Origin of the sequence: Acinetobacter brisouioides, assembly GCF_004331075.1 — a bacterium.
Classification (GTDB): Bacteria; Pseudomonadota; Gammaproteobacteria; order Pseudomonadales; family Moraxellaceae; genus Acinetobacter.
The window spans coordinates 1-17,734 of sequence record NZ_SJNX01000008.1; the positions used below are offsets into that span (position 1 = coordinate 1).

Annotated in this window: 17 protein-coding genes, 1 tRNA gene and 2 pseudogenes; 5 read left to right on the forward strand and 15 right to left on the reverse strand. The window is 36.9% G+C overall.

All coding sequences use genetic code 11. The features are described 5' to 3' along the window. Window positions 1-131, reverse strand: a 131-nt coding sequence (locus E0H77_RS14070) for a DEAD/DEAH box helicase family protein (RefSeq protein ID WP_416240517.1), incomplete at its 3' end; no start/stop codon positions are given. 311 nt (window positions 132-442) lie between these two features. Between E0H77_RS14070 and mdh the strand changes: the two genes are divergently transcribed. Then, entirely contained in the window at window positions 443-1,615 is a 1,173-nt protein-coding gene (mdh, locus tag E0H77_RS11140; RefSeq protein ID WP_131314289.1) for an iron-dependent methanol dehydrogenase, read from the forward strand. A gap of 186 nt (window positions 1,616-1,801) precedes the next feature. On the opposite strand, the gene E0H77_RS11145 is transcribed toward mdh, so the two are convergent. After that, window positions 1,802-2,980: a helix-turn-helix domain-containing protein gene (locus E0H77_RS11145; RefSeq protein ID WP_131378026.1), complete on the reverse strand. Its 1,179-nt coding sequence runs from the start codon at window positions 2,978-2,980 to the stop codon at window positions 1,802-1,804. 147 nt (window positions 2,981-3,127) lie between these two features. Between E0H77_RS11145 and exaC the strand changes: the two genes are divergently transcribed. Together exaC and E0H77_RS11155 are read left to right on the forward strand one after the other, a co-directional pair. Further along, complete coding sequence (gene exaC, locus E0H77_RS11150) at window positions 3,128-4,639, forward strand: acetaldehyde dehydrogenase ExaC (RefSeq protein WP_131378028.1); 1,512 nt, start codon at window positions 3,128-3,130, stop codon at window positions 4,637-4,639. A gap of 254 nt (window positions 4,640-4,893) precedes the next feature. Further along, on the forward strand, window positions 4,894-5,613 hold the full coding sequence (locus E0H77_RS11155) for a glutamine amidotransferase (protein ID WP_131378030.1): 720 nt from the start codon (window positions 4,894-4,896) through the stop codon (window positions 5,611-5,613). A gap of 215 nt (window positions 5,614-5,828) precedes the next feature. Here E0H77_RS11155 and E0H77_RS11160 read toward each other — a convergent pair whose 3' ends face one another. The 7 genes and pseudogenes from E0H77_RS11160 to E0H77_RS11190 all read right to left on the reverse strand — a co-directional run bounded on the left by E0H77_RS11160 (window position 5,829) and on the right by E0H77_RS11190 (window position 10,733). Then, window positions 5,829-6,407, reverse strand: a complete 579-nt coding sequence (locus tag E0H77_RS11160; RefSeq protein WP_131378032.1) for a YceI family protein — start codon at window positions 6,405-6,407, stop codon at window positions 5,829-5,831. Window positions 6,408-6,579: 172 nt separating this feature from the next. Next, window positions 6,580-6,800: pseudogene (locus E0H77_RS11165) on the reverse strand (IS3 family transposase); the annotation flags it as partial. Between the two features lie 182 nt (window positions 6,801-6,982). Beyond that, window positions 6,983-7,093, reverse strand: coding sequence for a transposase family protein (locus E0H77_RS14075; protein ID WP_131378033.1), 111 nt, complete (start codon window positions 7,091-7,093; stop codon window positions 6,983-6,985). A gap of 521 nt (window positions 7,094-7,614) precedes the next feature. Next, complete coding sequence (locus E0H77_RS11175; RefSeq protein WP_131378035.1) at window positions 7,615-8,208, reverse strand: alpha/beta hydrolase; 594 nt, start codon at window positions 8,206-8,208, stop codon at window positions 7,615-7,617. 12 nt (window positions 8,209-8,220) lie between these two features. Beyond that, window positions 8,221-9,180 (reverse strand): glutathione S-transferase family protein, encoded by a 960-nt coding sequence (locus E0H77_RS11180; RefSeq protein ID WP_131378037.1) that lies wholly within the window; start codon window positions 9,178-9,180, stop codon window positions 8,221-8,223. A gap of 63 nt (window positions 9,181-9,243) precedes the next feature. Beyond that, window positions 9,244-9,648 (reverse strand): DoxX family protein, encoded by a 405-nt coding sequence (locus E0H77_RS11185; RefSeq protein WP_131378039.1) that lies wholly within the window; start codon window positions 9,646-9,648, stop codon window positions 9,244-9,246. A 185-nt stretch (window positions 9,649-9,833) separates the two neighbouring features. Continuing rightward, window positions 9,834-10,733: a LysR family transcriptional regulator gene (locus tag E0H77_RS11190; protein WP_131378041.1), complete on the reverse strand. Its 900-nt coding sequence runs from the start codon at window positions 10,731-10,733 to the stop codon at window positions 9,834-9,836. Window positions 10,734-11,158: 425 nt separating this feature from the next. Here E0H77_RS11190 and E0H77_RS11195 point away from each other — a divergent pair, with 425 nt between their 5' ends. Then, a complete protein-coding gene (locus E0H77_RS11195) occupies window positions 11,159-11,341 on the forward strand; it encodes a hypothetical protein (RefSeq protein ID WP_131378042.1) in 183 nt (60 codons plus the stop codon). Window positions 11,342-11,667: 326 nt separating this feature from the next. Here the strand turns inward: E0H77_RS11195 and E0H77_RS14080 are convergent. From E0H77_RS14080 to E0H77_RS11220, 6 genes and pseudogenes are all read right to left on the reverse strand, one after another. Then, window positions 11,668-11,787 (reverse strand): annotated as a pseudogene (locus E0H77_RS14080) (metallophosphoesterase); the annotation flags it as partial. Window positions 11,788-11,932: 145 nt separating this feature from the next. Beyond that, a complete protein-coding gene (locus E0H77_RS11200) occupies window positions 11,933-13,267 on the reverse strand; it encodes an McrC family protein (RefSeq protein ID WP_228258332.1) in 1,335 nt (444 codons plus the stop codon). Between the two features lie 2 nt (window positions 13,268-13,269). Continuing rightward, on the reverse strand, window positions 13,270-15,432 hold the full coding sequence (locus E0H77_RS11205; protein WP_131378046.1) for an AAA family ATPase: 2,163 nt from the start codon (window positions 15,430-15,432) through the stop codon (window positions 13,270-13,272). 116 nt (window positions 15,433-15,548) lie between these two features. Next, window positions 15,549-15,725: an AAA domain-containing protein gene (locus E0H77_RS13935; protein ID WP_228258334.1), complete on the reverse strand. Its 177-nt coding sequence runs from the start codon at window positions 15,723-15,725 to the stop codon at window positions 15,549-15,551. 371 nt (window positions 15,726-16,096) lie between these two features. After that, window positions 16,097-16,173, reverse strand: a tRNA-Ile gene (locus tag E0H77_RS11215). A gap of 347 nt (window positions 16,174-16,520) precedes the next feature. Continuing rightward, window positions 16,521-17,009 carry a hypothetical protein gene (locus E0H77_RS11220; RefSeq protein ID WP_131378048.1) on the reverse strand — a complete coding sequence of 163 codons (489 nt, stop codon included), beginning with the start codon at window positions 17,007-17,009 and terminating at the stop codon, window positions 16,521-16,523. A 499-nt stretch (window positions 17,010-17,508) separates the two neighbouring features. Here E0H77_RS11220 and E0H77_RS11225 point away from each other — a divergent pair, with 499 nt between their 5' ends. Further along, entirely contained in the window at window positions 17,509-17,667 is a 159-nt protein-coding gene (locus E0H77_RS11225) for a hypothetical protein (protein WP_213073564.1), read from the forward strand. The last annotated feature ends 67 nt before the right edge of the window (window positions 17,668-17,734 follow it).

Genomic DNA, 17,734 nt, shown 5'->3' on the forward strand with positions numbered 1-17,734 from the left:
ACAGGTACTTTTCTTATTTTAAGATATTGAATATATTGATTAAGTGTATAAGTTTTACCTGCACCAGCCGAACCCGTTAAAAAAACATTTTCGCCTGCTTTTAAAAGTTTCAGCGCCGTCTCTTGTTTCATAAGCCCATCAAAATTTCAACAATCTGGCATAGCTTAACCAGTTTCCGAAAATAAGGGAAATATCAGACTAAAAAACACAATTTCTTAGTTTAAAAAATCCATTAAAAATCTGAGTTTTTTACTCAGTTTTTTGAAACAAATAAAAATAAAATCATTCAATATTAAAGATATAATTAAACAACCTACCTAATAAAATGTTGGTAGGTATTTGGTAGGTAGGAAATTTTAGAGCAGCTAACAATACTAGCGACATGGTGAAGTTAATCGCCTACAAAAGAACACAATGGAATAATGGAAGAAGGAATCGCTCCATGGCTTTTAAAAATATTGCTGACCAAACTAACGGTTTTTACATCCCTTGCGTGTCTTTATTTGGACCAGGTTGTGCCAAAGAAATCGGAACTAAAGCGCAAAATCTAGGTGCAAAAAAAGCACTGATTGTTACCGACCAAGGTTTATTTAAGTTTGGTGTAGCAGACACAATTGCTCAATACTTAACAGATGCTGGTGTAGAGAGCCATATTTTCCCAGGTGCAGAACCAAACCCAACCGATGTTAACGTACACAATGGTGTAAAAGAATACATTGACAATAGTTGTGATTTTATCGTTTCACTTGGTGGCGGTTCTTCACACGACTGTGCAAAAGGTATTGGTCTTGTTACAGCGGGTGGCGGTCATATTCGTGATTACGAAGGTATTGACAAAAGTACAGTTCCAATGACTCCATTAATTGCAGTCAACACAACAGCAGGTACTGCTTCAGAAATGACACGTTTCTGTATCATTACCAACACTGATACTCACGTTAAAATGGCAATTGTAGACTGGCGCTGTACTCCACTGATTGCCATCGACGATCCTAAACTAATGATTGCTAAGCCAGCAAGCTTGACTGCTGCAACAGGTATGGATGCATTAACACACGCTGTTGAAGCTTACGTTTCTACTGCTGCAAACCCAATTACAGATGCATGTGCTGAAAAAGCCATTACCATGATTAGTGAATGGTTACGCCCTGCAGTTGCTAACGGTCAAAACCTTGAAGCGCGTGATGCAATGAGCTATGCACAGTATCTTGCAGGTATGGCATTCAACAACGCATCTTTAGGTTATGTGCACGCAATGGCTCACCAATTGGGCGGTTTCTATAACCTTCCTCACGGTGTATGTAATGCAGTCCTTCTACCGCACGTTTGCGAATTCAACCTGATTGCTTGTCCTGACCGTTATGCACGTATTGCTCACTTAATGGGTGTAAATACTCATGGCTTAACTGTGACCGAAGCTGCTTTTGCTGCAATCACTGCCATCCGCGAGTTGTCTTCTTCTATCGGTATTCCTTCAGGCTTGACTGAGCTTGGTGTAAAAACTGAAGATCTTGATGTTATGGCTGAAAATGCTCAGAAAGATGCTTGTATGTTAACTAACCCGCGTAAAGCAACACATGCTCAAGTTGTAGATATTTTTAAAGCTGCTTTGTAATCACTTTTAAATGCTGTAAGTTTTCTCCAGATAGGCTTCTCACAAAGTTCGCTTTGTGAGGGGCTTTTTTTATTTTTAAACAAACGAAGACAATGCGATGCCTAAGCAACGCAAAAATTATTATTGTTATTCATTCAGCTTATTGTTTTTATTATTTATCGTTTAAATATTTCTATTTGGTTTTAATTACGAATCTTTATACTTTTCTAAAACCTGATGAGCAGGATGAGTTTCTGGTAATAACTCAATCAGACGCTCAACCGCATCAATTGCATCGGGTACATGTGCAATGTGTTTAAGTAGTGTATCCGTATCTTTGGCTTTAAAAATTGCATCACTCAAACGAGACTCTAAACAATCACGCCAAGCGCATAAAAATGGGCTTTCCGTTTTCGCTAAAAACACACCTGTATACAAACGCAAGGCAGATTCTAAATATCCAGCATCAAGCGCTTGCTCTGCCTGTAAGAAATCGGCTTCTACTTGCGCTAACAAGCGATATGGGCGCGAACCAAGCATTCCACCAAGCAAATCACGTAGCTGCGACATTTCCGCCTTTAGCGTGCCCATACTGACCTTACGCTCACCATAAAGCGCACTGTGTAGCTTGTCGAGATTCATCCCTTGTGGGCAAAGTGCCAAAATGGTCATAATTTCAAATTGGCGTGGAGTCAGTACCAGCACTTTGCCATTGAACAACACTTGTGAAACAGAAAAAGCACGAATATACAAACGCTGTTTTTGCTGTTCGAGTAGTGCAGATTGAATAATCGAGGCACAGCGTTCAACTGCAAGTACACCTAAAGTATTATGATTTTTCCATGTTGTCGATAAATCCACCACACCAAGCAACTGATGCGAATACGGATCAACAATTGGCGTCGCATAACAAACCCAGTCATGTACCGATTCCATATAGTGTTCACTGGAAAAAACACAGCATGACTGTCGAGTTTTCAGCGACAGTGCCAAGGCATTGGTACCCACCGCATCTTCACTCCATTTGCCACCAGACACAAAATGTACCTGCTCAGCCTGAGCCTGCATTTCACGGCTTGCGGCTGTCCAGACAATGGTACTACCAACGTCACCAATTGCCAGAACCATTGAGGATTGCTGTGCAACGTGCCTTAATTCAGCCTCACAGCGTTGTAGCGCTGAAGCTAGGGTGTTGCCCTTAAATGCAGTATTGTCTACCAATGGCGCAGCCATGCGCTCTTTTGGAATGCATGCAGAAATACTTCGTTGCCAGGAGCTCATAATGCTCTGACCTACTTCTTGAGCTTGTTGAGGCGACCAGGAGATGCTCTGCCTTAACTGCTCTACCGCACCGCGATGGTGCGATAAATCTTTTTTCGTAAACATTTGTATTTCCCTTGTATAGCTGGCAAATTCCAACCTTTTTCCAACCTAATTTATGATTATTATTATATCCATAATGTACCAGAAGTACTTTATCAGAAGCAGTATGCTTTTGTTAGATGATATAAAATAAAGCAAAGGAATTTTCACATGCGCTATCTTGACCCGAATCAACCTGGTTCAAAAGTTCAATTCAAATCTCAATATGAAAACTTTATTGGTGGTGAATGGGTCCCACCGGTAAAAGGCGTGTATTTTGAAAATAGCTCTCCAGTCGATGGTAAAGTTTTTACAACTGTTGCGCGTTCAACTGTTGAAGATGTCGAGCTTGCGTTAGATGCTGCACATAAAGCAAAAGCTTCATGGAACAAATCATCTCCTACAACTCGTTCTAACTTATTGCTTAAAATTGCTGACCGTTTAGAAGAAAACTTGGAAGTTCTTGCGGTAGCAGAAACTTGGGACAATGGTAAGCCAATTCGTGAAACACTTGCTGCTGACATCCCACTTGCAATCGACCATTTCCGTTATTTTGCAGGCTGTATCCGTGCACAAGAAGGTGGCATTTCTGAAATCGATGAAGATACCATCGCTTACCACTTCCATGAACCACTAGGTGTTGTGGGTCAGATTATTCCTTGGAACTTCCCGATCTTGATGGCGGCATGGAAAATTGCACCAGCACTGGCTGCAGGTAACTGTATCGTTATGAAGCCAGCTGAGCAAACACCAGCTAGTATTTTGGTTCTCATTGAATTGATTCAAGATCTTCTTCCACCAGGGATCTTAAACATTGTGAGCGGTTTTGGTGCTGAAGTGGGTCGTCCACTGGCAACTAGCCCACGTATTGCAAAAATTGCATTCACAGGTTCAACTGCTGTTGGTCAATTGATCATGCAGTATGCGACAGAAAACATTATTCCTGTAACACTTGAACTTGGCGGTAAATCACCAAACATCTTCTTTGAAGACGTGATGGATCAAGAAGATGACTACCTAGACAAAGCACTTGAAGGTTTTGCGATGTTTGCCTTGAACCAAGGTGAAGTTTGTACTTGTCCTTCTCGTGCACTTGTTCAAGAAAGCATTGCTGACAAATTTTTGGAAAAAGCAATTGAGCGTGTAAAACGTATCAAAACAGGTCACCCACTTGATACAGATACAATGATCGGTGCTCAAGCGTCTGTTCAACAACAAAATAAAATTTTGGGTTGCATCGAAACTGGCCGCAGCGAAGGTGCTCAATTGTTGACAGGTGGTTCTCCTCGCCATGACGTAGAAGGTGGTTTCTATATCGAACCAACGATCTTCAAAGGCGAAAACAACATGAAGATCTTCCAAGAAGAAATCTTTGGGCCTGTATTGTCTGTAACCACATTCAAAGACTTTGATGATGCAATGAAAATTGCAAACGACACCATCTATGGTTTAGGTGCAGGTGTATGGTCGCGCTCAGCGCATACGTCTTACCGCGCAGGCCGTGCAATTGAAGCGGGTCGTGTATGGACCAACTGTTACCACATCTACCCTGCTCACGCAGCGTTCGGTGGCTACAAACGTTCAGGTATCGGACGTGAAAACCATAGAGACATGTTGAACCATTATCAACAAACTAAAAACTTGTTGGTAAGCTACTCAACTAAAGCGATGGGTTTCTTCTGATTTAGCCTTTTGTAGCGGTATTTGCTACGTTAACAGCGAACCTCGATTCGCTGTTTTTTTTATTTGAAGCTGACTTAAATGCTAAGCAATCACAGATTCTTAGGTTTAAGTCAGCTTTTTTATACCACAATTGAGTGCGGTAAAAAATTCATCAGATATGCAGTAGCCTTTTGTAAAATAAACAATTTTCAACTTGTTTTTTTCTACTGATTGTTTATGTTTTGACTTTAGTTCAACCGAATTCAAGGCGCATGATGACAACAATACTTCACCCAACACTACCTAAAACAATTTATGCAATTCAGCATCTTGCCTTTGAAGATTTAGGGGCTTTAGAAGATGTATTTTATCAATATGGTTATCGTGTCCGTTATTTTGATGCAGGAGTCGATGATCTATCGGCAGCACTTGCTTACAATGGCTTGGTTGTGATTTTAGGTGGGCCAATCGGGGTCTATGAACAGGATGATTATCCATTTTTAGTCGATGAAATAGCAGGCTTAAAACAACGCCTTGCCGACAACAAACCAACGCTGGGCATTTGTTTAGGTGCACAATTGATTGCCTATGCTTTAGGGGCTAAAGTTTACGCGGGTCATACCAAAGAAATTGGTTGGAGTTCACTCAGCCTACCCGAAGCACCCCATAATCCTTTGGTAGTGTTAGGTCAAACTGCTGTTTTACATTGGCATGGTGATACTTTTGATTTGCCTACGCAAGCAGAGTTACTGGCAAGTTCCGATCTTTACCCACATCAGGCATTTCAAATTGGGAAAAATATTTTAGCCTTACAGTTTCATATTGAGGTAGCTGAAGAGGATTTAGAAAAGTGGTTGATTGGGCATACCTGTGAACTGCGTAAAGCCAATATCAATATTCAACAACTGCGCGAAGATAATCATCGCTATGCGCCAGAGCTTATGTCTAAAGCAGCAGAAGTGCTTGGGCAGTACATATCCAATCTTCAGGTTTAATATAGTTTGGCGATGAATCAGTTCGGGCTTTAAGAATTAATTTGAAATAAAATATGAGACTTCTTTTATCATTATTTACATCCACTTTTTTCCCATACGGATAAATAAAATGGACTGATGAAAGAAGCTTATTGAAAGATATTTACATAATTTAAATTAAATTAAATAAAAAAAGGCTTACATTTTTCAATATAAGCCTTTCATTTATCTAAATATTACTTAGCAGCTTGTGCTTCAGTTGTAATATTTACAGTAATTTTATCACCAACATTTGGCACGTAGTTCGCGATACCAAAGTCTGAGCGGTTAAAGCTCGTAGTGGCATTAAAACCAACTGCTTCTGCTTTAGTCATTGGGTGAACGCCTTGTTTATTCAACACAGCTTTCAAAACCACTGGTTTAGTAATACCTTTAACAGTCAGGTTACCTGTAATATCAAAGTGTTTTTTATCTTTAGTTTCAACTTTTGTACTTACAAAAGTAATGTTTGGATATTTTGCTGCATTAAACCAGCCTTCTTCCTGAAACTCTTTATCTAAAGCAGGAACGTTAGTGTTTACACTGCTTACAGGAATAGTTACGTTTACTGAAGAATTGGCAGGTTTTGCGTTATCAACATTAATCACACCTTGAATAGCAGAAAAGTTTGCACTTGGTGTAGAAAAGCCAAAGTGATTCCAAGAGAAAACTGTTGCTGTATGCGTAGGGTCAATTTTATAAGCTACAGGTGCTGCTACAGTCAATGAACTCGCAACTGCAACTGCTAAACCAAGGGATAATGCTTTGAAATTCATTTTGTTTGTCTCGTAATAAACCGTATTGTGAGTATTTTAAACTTTCATCAAAAAATTACACTGTTATAGATAAAACGTTTTGTTGCATCAATGCAACAATCTTTACCAACCCTAACACGGTTATATTTTTTAAAATTTATATCAACTTTATAGATGAATCATAATAATGATCCTAGACAGTATTGTGGACAGCCGATCCCTCTAAATTCTTAAAATATTTCTGTTCAAAGGCTTCAGACTTAACCAACCATTTGCAGAATATCGTTTAATTCGCTTATAGTAAATCTCAATATATTCAAACAAGACAGAATTGGCTTCTTTTCGAGTAGTAAACACACTACCGTGTACCACATAAGCTTTCAATGTATGAAAGAAGCTTTCCGTCACCGCATTGTATGAATAGCCGACCTCTAATTTCTAGGCAATTGAAGCTACAGACTCATGCAAATTCGAAAGTGCATAATCTATTGCCTGCTGTTTAAATTCAGGACTAAAGCGTTTAGCCATTTTTACATCTCCAAAGTTAACGTTACGTTAGCTTTAGAGGGAACTACTGTCCATTATTTTGTCTAGGATCAAATTCTTGAGGCGATTGGTTCTGAAACTCCATAACTTATCGCAACATGAAATAAAGTTCGATATTCACGCCAATAACTGAGACAGAGGATAACCCTAATCCTCCACACTTAACTTGGAGTGTCTGCCTTTTGTGATGACGTGCTTATTCAATTGATCAACCATTAAATAGAATGGTTGATCATGAGATGCCTGTATATCGCTTAAACTGCGTTTCAGAAAGCTTTTTAAAGTCGAGATATTCATTGGCAGATCAAATTTGAGTGCTTTTTGATTTATGAAAGAAGTCTATTTTCTTTGCGAAGCTTCATTTTTCATAAAAAAAACAATTATATCAATTCAAACTAATGATTTGTAGAATAATTTTTAGATTTAATACTTCAAAAAATTATCGAAAATCTGCTTAACGGATCCGCTTAGACAATAAGATAGACCTAGGAAAGAAACCATATTTATTCTAAAAATACAAAGAGGAAGTAAAATGCAGCAGCATTATGCTTCCTCAAATATATTAGCTCAGCTTTATTTAATAAAATTAACTTCTAAAAATTTCTTTAGGAACTCACTTTGACTCTTCAAACACAATTGTACTGTGTACGCGTAGTGACGTACGCATCCAGATTTTTATAAACTACTTAAAAAAGCTTAAGCTTTGTTCCAGTTCAGTTCGATTAATACTATGCCCAAGCCCATCAAATAAATGTACCGTTGTATCAAAACCAGCTTGTGTTAAATACTGTTCTGCCTGAACCGATTCAGTCGCTGGAATGACTGTATCACTCTGACCATGCAACAACAAAATTTTAGGTTTATAAGCCAAATCTGCTTGAATTGGGCTAGATAACCGTCCAGAAAAGCCAATCACGCCAGCAACTGCCCAACGTCCTGAAACAACAGCATCGAGTGCCATAATCGTGCCTTGTGAAAACCCACAAAACACCACCTGATCCAAATGATCCTGTAACTGATGTTGTTCTAAGATTTGTTGAATCGTCTGATCAAAAGCAGGACGCGCCTGTTCAATCCGCTGTAACCGATTCTCTACAGTCACCCCATCAATACTGAACCACTGAAAGGCTTCAGGGCTATTCATAAATCGATAAGGTGCGTTCGGCGCTGCAATTTTTAGTTCAGGATAATAATGTTGCCAAAACTTGCCCACAGGCAATAAATCTGCGCCCTGACTCCCAACACCATGCAAGAAAATCACCAATTTAATTTTCATCGTATTCTCACCTTATAGGGGTAACTGAAAGTTAATTTCGGGTCCAACAGGCACAATACCTAAAGGATTTAAGGACTTAATTGAATAATATCCCTGTTTGATATGCTCAAAATTCACCGTCTGAGCAATACCAGGAATCATTAAAATATCTTGAACATAGCGACTTAAATGTGAATAGTGACGTAACTGTTTCAGATTACATTTGAATAAACCATGATACGCCACATCGAAGCGAATTAAAGTCACAAACAAACGGATATCAGTTTCAGTAAATTCATTTCCAAACAAATAACGGCGCTGTGACAATCGCACTTCGAGTTGTTCCAGCATTTCAAAAACGTCCGCAACTGCATGTTCATAAGCGATTTGTGTCGTTGCAAAACCAGCGCGATACACGCCATTGTTGAGTTTTTGATAAATCTGCTCATTCAGTACATCAATTTCAGGCTGTAGCTTTTGCGGATACAACTCATAATCAGACTGTGCCAAATCAGCAAACCCAGCATTAAACATCCGAACAATATCGGACGATTCATTATTAACGATCGTTTTGCGTTTTTTATCCCAAAGCACAGGTACAGTTGCCCGCCCAGTGAAATGCGGATCGGCAAGCGTATAAATCTCATGCATATATTGTTTATGATTTAAGCTGTCTGTATCCGCAGAAAAGGCATACCCAAAACGCCAGCCAAAGTCGCTCAATTGCGGTTCAACCACCGAAACCGACACAATATCGGTTAAGCCTTTTAATTCACGGGCAATCAGTGTCCGTGATGCCCAAGGACAAATCAGCGCAACATACAAATGATAGCGCCCTTTTTCTGCCTCAAAACCACCCTCACCCGTTTGACCTGCCCGACCATCAGGCGTGATCCAGTTTCTAAAACTTGATATTTGGCGGACAAAGCCACCTTCCTGATCGGTTGCCTGTACGGGTTGCCAGTTCTCTACCCACTGCCCATTTACTAACATGGTTTTATCCTATTCAAAGCAAAAAAGTGTTGTGCTGATTCAATACCACACTTCATTTCTATTTTATGATTTAAAAGAAGATTTTAAATGATATGGCCCATCACCAATTAATGCCAGACTGATTAACCCGACAATCCAGAACGCTGGATATTCCCAGCCACCATTGGCATTGGTAAACCAGAAACCTGCTGCACCATGTACAGTAAAGATTGCACCCAGCAAGACAGGAATCAGTGCCAATGCTGCCAAACGTGGTTTAAATCCAACTAACAGTGCAATTGCTCCTACCACTTCCCAAGTCATCGTCACATATGCCATCCAGCCAGGAACACCCACAGATTCAAAAAATTTGGCTGTACCTGCAGGCGTAAAGACGAAAAATTTTAGCCCTGCGTGTGCAAAAAATAAAATCGCTAGACTCACCCGCAACAGCAAAGCGGCATAAGGCGCGGTTCGTGCAGTATTCATGATGATTTCCTTTAACAATGTCGTTATGGAAATAGCATAATTATTTTTAATCTGTAGATTAATCACGTAGCAAGCAAAATATTATTTCCATTTTAGAAATAATTGAGCTTCTTTCACAAGTTCATTCTGTTTATTTCTATGAGAGAAAAATAAAGAGGGAAACCATGATGAAAAAGGTTTATTCATTATTCTGAATCAATAAAATCCCACTCTGGGCGGCTCTGATAATAACTTTTTAGAAAATCAATCAAGCGTCTGACCTTGTTTGCCAAATGCCGTGATGGCGGATAAACCGCATATAACCCGCTACTTTTGATCCGATAATTCGGCATGATTGGAATCAATTGCTTGGCTTTTAGTGACTGCCCGCAAATAAAGGCAGGCATTCTACAAATCCCCAAACCTGCCAAAGCTGCTGTATGACAAGCTTCAGTATTTGCAAAATGGATTCGACCTTGTATTTGCACCACTTCTTGTTGTTCAGGCGGTTGCACCGTGTCAAAACGCCATAATTCAGGCTCTTTAAAATTGCGGTCAATAATGCACTGATGCTCTAGTAAATCTTGTGGATGCTTGGGTAACTGTACCTTCTGCAAATAACTCGGTGCAGCCACAAGTAGAATCTGTATATCCAGCAAATGTCGGGCAATCAGGTTGCTGTCTTTTAAAGAACCAATTCGGATTGCAAGGTCAAAGCCTTCATCAATCACATTCACCAGACGATCGGTAAAACTGACATCAAGTTCAATTTCAGGATACAGCTGGGCAAAGTCAACCAGTGCATGACTTAACTGGTTCACCCCAAAAGAATTGGGAACACTAATTTTAATACGGCCACTGGGTGTTTGTGACTGGTTTTTGACACTCACTTCCAGTTCGTCAAACTCAGCCATGAGTTGCTTGACTTGCAAATAATACGCTTGCCCAATTTCTGTCGTACGCAAAGAACGTGTTGAACGATGCAGCAATTGCACACCCAGTTCATTTTCCAGACGCGCAATCAGTTTAGAAGCCTGAGCCACACTGGTCAGACGCTGTTCTGCAGCTTTAGCGAAGCTGCCTTGTTCTATCACCGCAATCAACATCCGATTGCATTCCAAGCGATCCATATCTGCAACTTATAACAATTTCATCCCCAATATATTGATACTACAATAAAATCGTTTTTGGATAAAAAATCTTATCTGCATTTTAGATGCGGTATCCTTTTCAATAAAAAATGACTTTGTAATGATGCAGTATATTTTTATGATTTGACTCACTTCGCTATTCGCCAGACGTTCTAACTGATTGAAGTCAAAATATAGAATGAAGAAATTTTCTTTCACAACTTTTTTGAGTTGTATTAAACCCACAATCCAAAACTGGATAATGATTTGTAGGTAGAACTTTAGACGCTGCTTGATATTTGGATACAATATAAAACTACATCTTTTTTTTGCATCCGTGCATTGTAATAGGGTCGGTTAAAAAATCGTCAATCTTATGATTTTAAAAAAGGATGAATAAAATGACTAAGCAAAAACACCCTAAGGATGAATTAGAGTCTAACAACACTAAAGAGCAGCCAAGTCAAGATGATGCTCCGCCGCAAAAGAACCCTAAAGATAAATCTAATGAGCATGAGCAACATAAATCAAGCCATTATCATCAACACCATGATACGACCAGCAACTATAAACAGCCCCATTGAGCAGGCATTCACACCAATCCTGTATAGAAAGCATAAACATAAATTTATGCTTTCTAAAGACTGCTGAGTTTAACTATATAATAATAGTGAATAGATAAATTCTATCGTTAGAGGCTATATAAGCCGAAAACTTACACATAGTGTTACATGGATTTATAAAACAAAAAACTTAAAATTAGTACACCTAAGGCCCACACGAACGAAAACAATCTCCTATCCTATAGTTTTAAAAAAATTAGGATACAAAACAGGATACACGATTCAAATGTTTTTTTAATCAATTTAACTACTTAGTACCACTTTACTCCCCCACTATTCCAATCATTTCATTGCATTTTGACAATACAAAGCTTCTGAGTGAAAGATGATCCGACATCAATATTATAATGACAATTGCCAATTTGAGTCTGTTCTTTCACGATGGTATGTCTTAAATAAATTTCATGAAGCTTTACCTGAGTTTCAGTTAAATAAGCTGAGATGATACCTGGAATTTTGTAGTCTCCTTTAAGAATATCTTGCTTAAATGCCGATCATTTTACTTTCAAAGCATCCACTATCAGATAATAAATTGTCTATCGTACATTTTTGTCAAGAGTCACCCATGCATTGATTCATTATCATATCAAAACCGATTAATTCATCATTATCTAGATCAAAAGGGAGAACCCATATCTTTGGATTTTTTCCTTGATCTCTTTCATGCTTATTTAACTGAAACTCAGGTAAAGCTTCATGAAATTTTGAACTTTTTGGATAAATCAAAACTATTGGACCATCGTGTTCCAGGTACATATAACTATAAACAAACATTTGCTGCATATCACCATCGCTGATTCCATAACGTTGGTCTTCACTGTTCTGATCCAATAATTTCCATTTTGTGTCTAAAATCATGTTCCTATGAACAGTTTTATTTTTCGCTTCAAAGTAAATATCTGGTCGAAGATTAAATCTATCTTTTCCATTATGACGAGACAAATATTTATTGCTCTTTTGCCTTTGGATTCGGTAATGATCCAAATATTTTTTCTCCATTTCACTCAGCACATAAGCTTCGAATAACTTTTCCATAGGAAAGAGCAAGCTTATTCCATGCCATTCACCATGCAATGCTGATGGTGTCTGTTCACCTAGTACTATTTCACACCAGACTTTGATTGGTTCATATTGAGCATATAAACGACCTGATTTCCATTGAGGCAAGTCTAAACGCGGCAATGTACTTGTTGGTACCTCATTCAATTTAAGACGTATTTCATTTGCCAATCGCCAATTATCATTATTTTGTGTGAGTTTACAGATTTTTTCTAATGCAGTTTTAATAAGGCGATTTGGTGCTGTATTTAAAGAAAATATATCATGTTCAATCGGAAAACGATGTTGCTCTGTCACTGGTTGAGTCAGATATCTTTGGATATTCAATTTACCTTTTAAATAGGCATTATGCTCTGCGATACATTGATATTCAGACCGTACACCTCGCTGAAGCAATAGGTTACATGCCTCCAAAAAGCGACTCATGATCCACTCACTTAAAGGTAGGTTTAATTTATCGAGTGTAGCTGCTCCTGCTTCTCGTGGAGATGGAAGTTTCCATAAGGCAAGTAGCATTTTTCTAAGTAACTGACGTTCTTTTAGAAATGCAACTTTTCTTTGATCTTGCTCTTCTATTTCTACATGCTTGGGGAGTATCTCAATTGTATGACCACATGGTGTTTGGATAATACCCACATAGTTATCAACTTTTATTTTACGTCTGCCCTCTAACTCAAAAATGGCAGCACCATTTTTTTTAGCTTGACTAGAAATCTCACATAGATAGTCAAATACTGAAGTTGGAACACAAATATGATCCAACTCTTTAGCAAAAGCTTGTTCAGTGCCACTGTCTTCAATGACACCATATTCACGCAAACTGAGCACAATTATGAGACCTCTTTAACTGTATTCTCTAGTTTTGGAATTTTATAGTCTTTCTTCGGACTTATAGTTTGCTTTAAAGCATTTACCTTTATTGCTAATGGAGCATTCTGAAATAAATAATTATTTACATCCCAATTACGTTTTTTTAGATGCTCAATTTCACTAGGATTCATCGATAAAAATAATGTTGAATCTAAGTTCATTGTATGAACCATGCCATTTTCACCTAGCACTAAGTTGATCTTAGTCCAGTCATCAAAAAAGTATTCTTGCAATAATGGTATTATTCTTTTTTCAAAAATGTGCATCAAATTTTCTAAACTTGGTTTTTCTATCAATGGGGTAAAATATGCATGGCCAATACAGTGATCACGGTCTAATAAAACTTTAATTCTTTTATTCATCACTTCCAATATATTAGAAACAGCTCCCACTCCTAAGCCTTGTATAACAATATCTTTTAAAACTTCTGGTTGAGGTTGCATCTCAATAAATTCAAAGCGCCGTCTTAAGGCGATATCAACAGATGTTAATGAGCGGTCAGAACTGTTCATTGTTCCAATAATATAAAGATTTTCTGGGACACCAAATTTTACATTTGGGGAATTTGGCAAAATAATCTCTAAAGCTTCAGCCTTACCCATTCTTTTTGATTCTTCAATTAAAGTAATCAACTCACCAAAAATTTTAGAAATATTTCCTCGGTTAATTTCATCAATAATAAGAACAAATTTATCATCTCTATCTCTTTTAACTGTTTTCTCTAGAGTCAATAAATTTTGAAGTTTATCTTTATCTACTGCATTTTCAAGATTATAAACAGTTGATTGTGAGAATATTTTTTTAAAATAATCCTCATTATTTAGGCTTGGTGAAAAACTTTTCAGCCATTTCACTTTTCTCACTTGGTGATAGCTAAACTCTTGCTCACTATCATATTCATATGCTCCAATTACCTCTGCTATTGCTCTAAATTTTAGATTTCCATCCGTAATGACAACTAAATCACCATTTTTTATTTTATTTTTAAAAGTATTCACGTAACTAGATGCTGTATCTAATTGATTTATTGGATAATCAAATTCAGTTAATTTCTGTTTTATGGCTTGAAGTTCATTACAGCCTGTGAAATCAATAGCATCTCCCCAACCCAATAGAACAACATCATTATCTAAACAAGATCGGTATAGATCATCTTCAATACCAGCTCGGCCTAATGACATTTTCCATATAGCTCTCTTTCCTAAATCAAATTTTTCGCTGATATTAGATTTAACATTCGCACTAGCTAACTGACAAATTTTTTTGAAAATGCCAGGTATAACAGGGTAAGTTAACTGATTATTCTCTGGTACAACTTTAATACCCTCAACAAAATCCTCATAGCCATAACTTTGATGGAAAGTCACAAAACTTATGCGACCTTCAGCCATATATTTTTTGAATTTGTTTCTATCATCTTGGGTTTGTTGTTTTTCAAGGTCTCTCCCGTCTAGAATAGATAATGCATAATTAATTGTATTATAAGTTTTACCTGTACCTGCTGGACCATAAAGAATTTGGTTTAATGAATGTTTTTTAGGATTTTTTTCAATAATTGGCGATGTATTATCTTTTATTTCCAGCCCCAATTCTTTGCAAATTTCTTCATAAGTTGGTGAAAAATTTTGAAACTCCTGTATTGTCCACTCAACTAAATGCTCTATATCCATTTCTAAACCATCAGTTATTGGTAATATAGAAACAATAGAAGAATTATTTTTTGGACCTCTTATTGACTCATATAACACACGTTCCTTAGCTTTTTTATCCTTAGGATCTTCATCTATTCCCAACTTAACAGTATCAATTTTAATTTCAAAACCTAAATCAGCATCAATTCCAACCGTGTAAGCTAAGTTTTCAGAATATTTGCTTGGAAAAATTTTAGCCCATTGATAAGAATAAAAATTTTGGCCTGCATCAAATGCTGCTTGCTTAATCTCAATTGGAATATCATTTTTTAAAAAAGAATCCCTTACTTTTTCAGCCCAGATTTTAGTATATGGATATATTTTTTGAGCTAACGCTTTTCTTACTTCTATATGTTCATAACTGCTTTTATCATATTTCTGCTTTGCCCATTTACGTAATAGATCAAAATCTTCTTGTATCCAGTAGCTCATTTTTACCCCATATATATTCAAATCAATTAAATGTAAATTAATAATATTAAAGGTTATTTTACAGAATATATCTCATTAACTAGCAAAACACACTCATTAACTTCTGCTGTTTAATATTACTTTGGATTCCCCACCACGATTGCTAAAGACTGTGCTCTCCAATTTGCTACATTTAAACGGTTTTCATCAAACAAAAAATCCACTCCACGTGGCGAATCATTCGCATCACTTGCACATAAACTGAAAAATACAATAGGTGCTTCCTGGCCTTGGAACTTATCTACACTTCCAATTTTGCATTTTACCTAAAACAGATTTAAGTTTATTAGTCACTTGAAAGTTATACGGCGCTACAAATAACATATCATCCAATGTGATGGACTTTTTATTACCTTCCTTGTCAGTATAAATTCGCCCAATAAGCTCATTTACAGCCTGCTGAATCGCTTGAACACCTTCATCACTCGCTGAGTATTTCCTTCATGTTAAACGGGGATACTCGGCTGTTATTAAGAACCTGTATCCTGAGTTATAGTTTTATTTCAGGATACAAACGAGCAGTTTCGGTAGAGTGCATATAAGTTTATTTTTAGTATAAAAAAACCCCTAATTTATTAATAATTAAGGGTTTAGTTACCATATGAGTGCATATGATTATAAAATCTGGTGGGCCCACACAGACTTGAACTGTGGACCAACGGATTATGAGTCCGCTGCTCTAACCAACTGAGCTATAGGCCCCATACAACAATAAATCCTTGTATTTACAAGACTTTATTACGAAATGCATCATATATAAATTCATTGAAAATTACAAGTTTTTTTACTGGCTAGACACATAGTAACCGAAGAAAATATGTAATCTAACCACATGTTGCAACGTGCAGAATTTTAGCTCATGTCAACAATAAGAGTAAAGCTAGTCAAGCCATTTATTGATCAATATCAAACTTCATTTTCAATGATTTATCAAATAATAAACAAATTCGCTCCATCATATAAACCATACGTCTAATCCAAATTTTCTGGATCAACTCAACGTCATAATACAACCAGCATTATCATGTGGTCTAAATATGCTAAATAATTTAAAAAATACGAATATAATCAATTGAGTATTCTGAAAAAATATCTGGCAAAGCCATAAAAACACTCGATAAATGAGATGCAAGAAATCCAATAAAAAAACCATAAACCAAAGTTTGATAATTGAGAAGATCGCGACTGATTTTAATTTTTAAGAATGGAATTTTATACAATAATTGCCGGATGGTTTTGGGATTTGAAAGTGCCAACGCAATACAAAACCAGCCGATATAACTGAGCGTTGGTGATTTATCCAACATTAACCACGAAGAACTTTTTACATCATAAGCATAAGATAACCATGTTGCATGGTTAGAATATAGATACGTTATAATTTTTCCTGGCAATAACCCTAAATCTAAAAACCAAAAAAACCATAGAAAATTTTTAAGTACAAAAAAACTAAATCCAACTTCGTTAAAAACATAATCTATATTTTTCTTATGCTCATCGGTGCTAATTTTTGTTGAATTGTCCTTAGACCTAAACATGCAAGTATCTCAAAAAAGAATCAACTGTCATTTTAGAGCATCTTACTCTGCTGTGCGTATAAATTTTAGTGAGAACAACTCATAGATACTCTGTTTAAAGTGTTCTTCCCCAAATTTTGTTTAAATTTTGATTCTAAATCACATAAACCAAGACCCAACATACGGTAGTAAAAACTAGAGAAACTCTACAGACATACTGAGTTACTAATACATATGAATCGATGTAGTCTTGCACTTTAAGTCAATGTTTATAGGATTCATGCCATTTCCGTATCTTTCTTTGGCAGGTTGAAAAAGTAAAGAACTTAAAAACAATCTATAAAAATGTATTAATGATATCAAAATATTTTTACACAACTACTCATCTCTTGATGCATTAGGCCCAAAAACATTTGAATGCAGTTCAATACCTCATTTAGCATAGCAAGTCACTCACTGCACCAAAACTGGCGAAGCCAAAATTCTGGATCAATGCAACTTACCACTCACAGGTTTAGGTGTGGTTTCTCGCATTATTACAGACCTAGGCGTGTTTGATATTACAAATGAAGGTGTGAAATTGATTGAACTGGCAGATCAAGTCAAGTTTGATGAAGTACAGCGAAAAACAGGCACGCCTATTATTAATCAACAACAATATTTAAAGCAAAGTGCTTAAAATTTCTAATTTTCATAAACAGATCATCAAATACGTACACCCACAAAAAAAGATGCCTATGGCATCT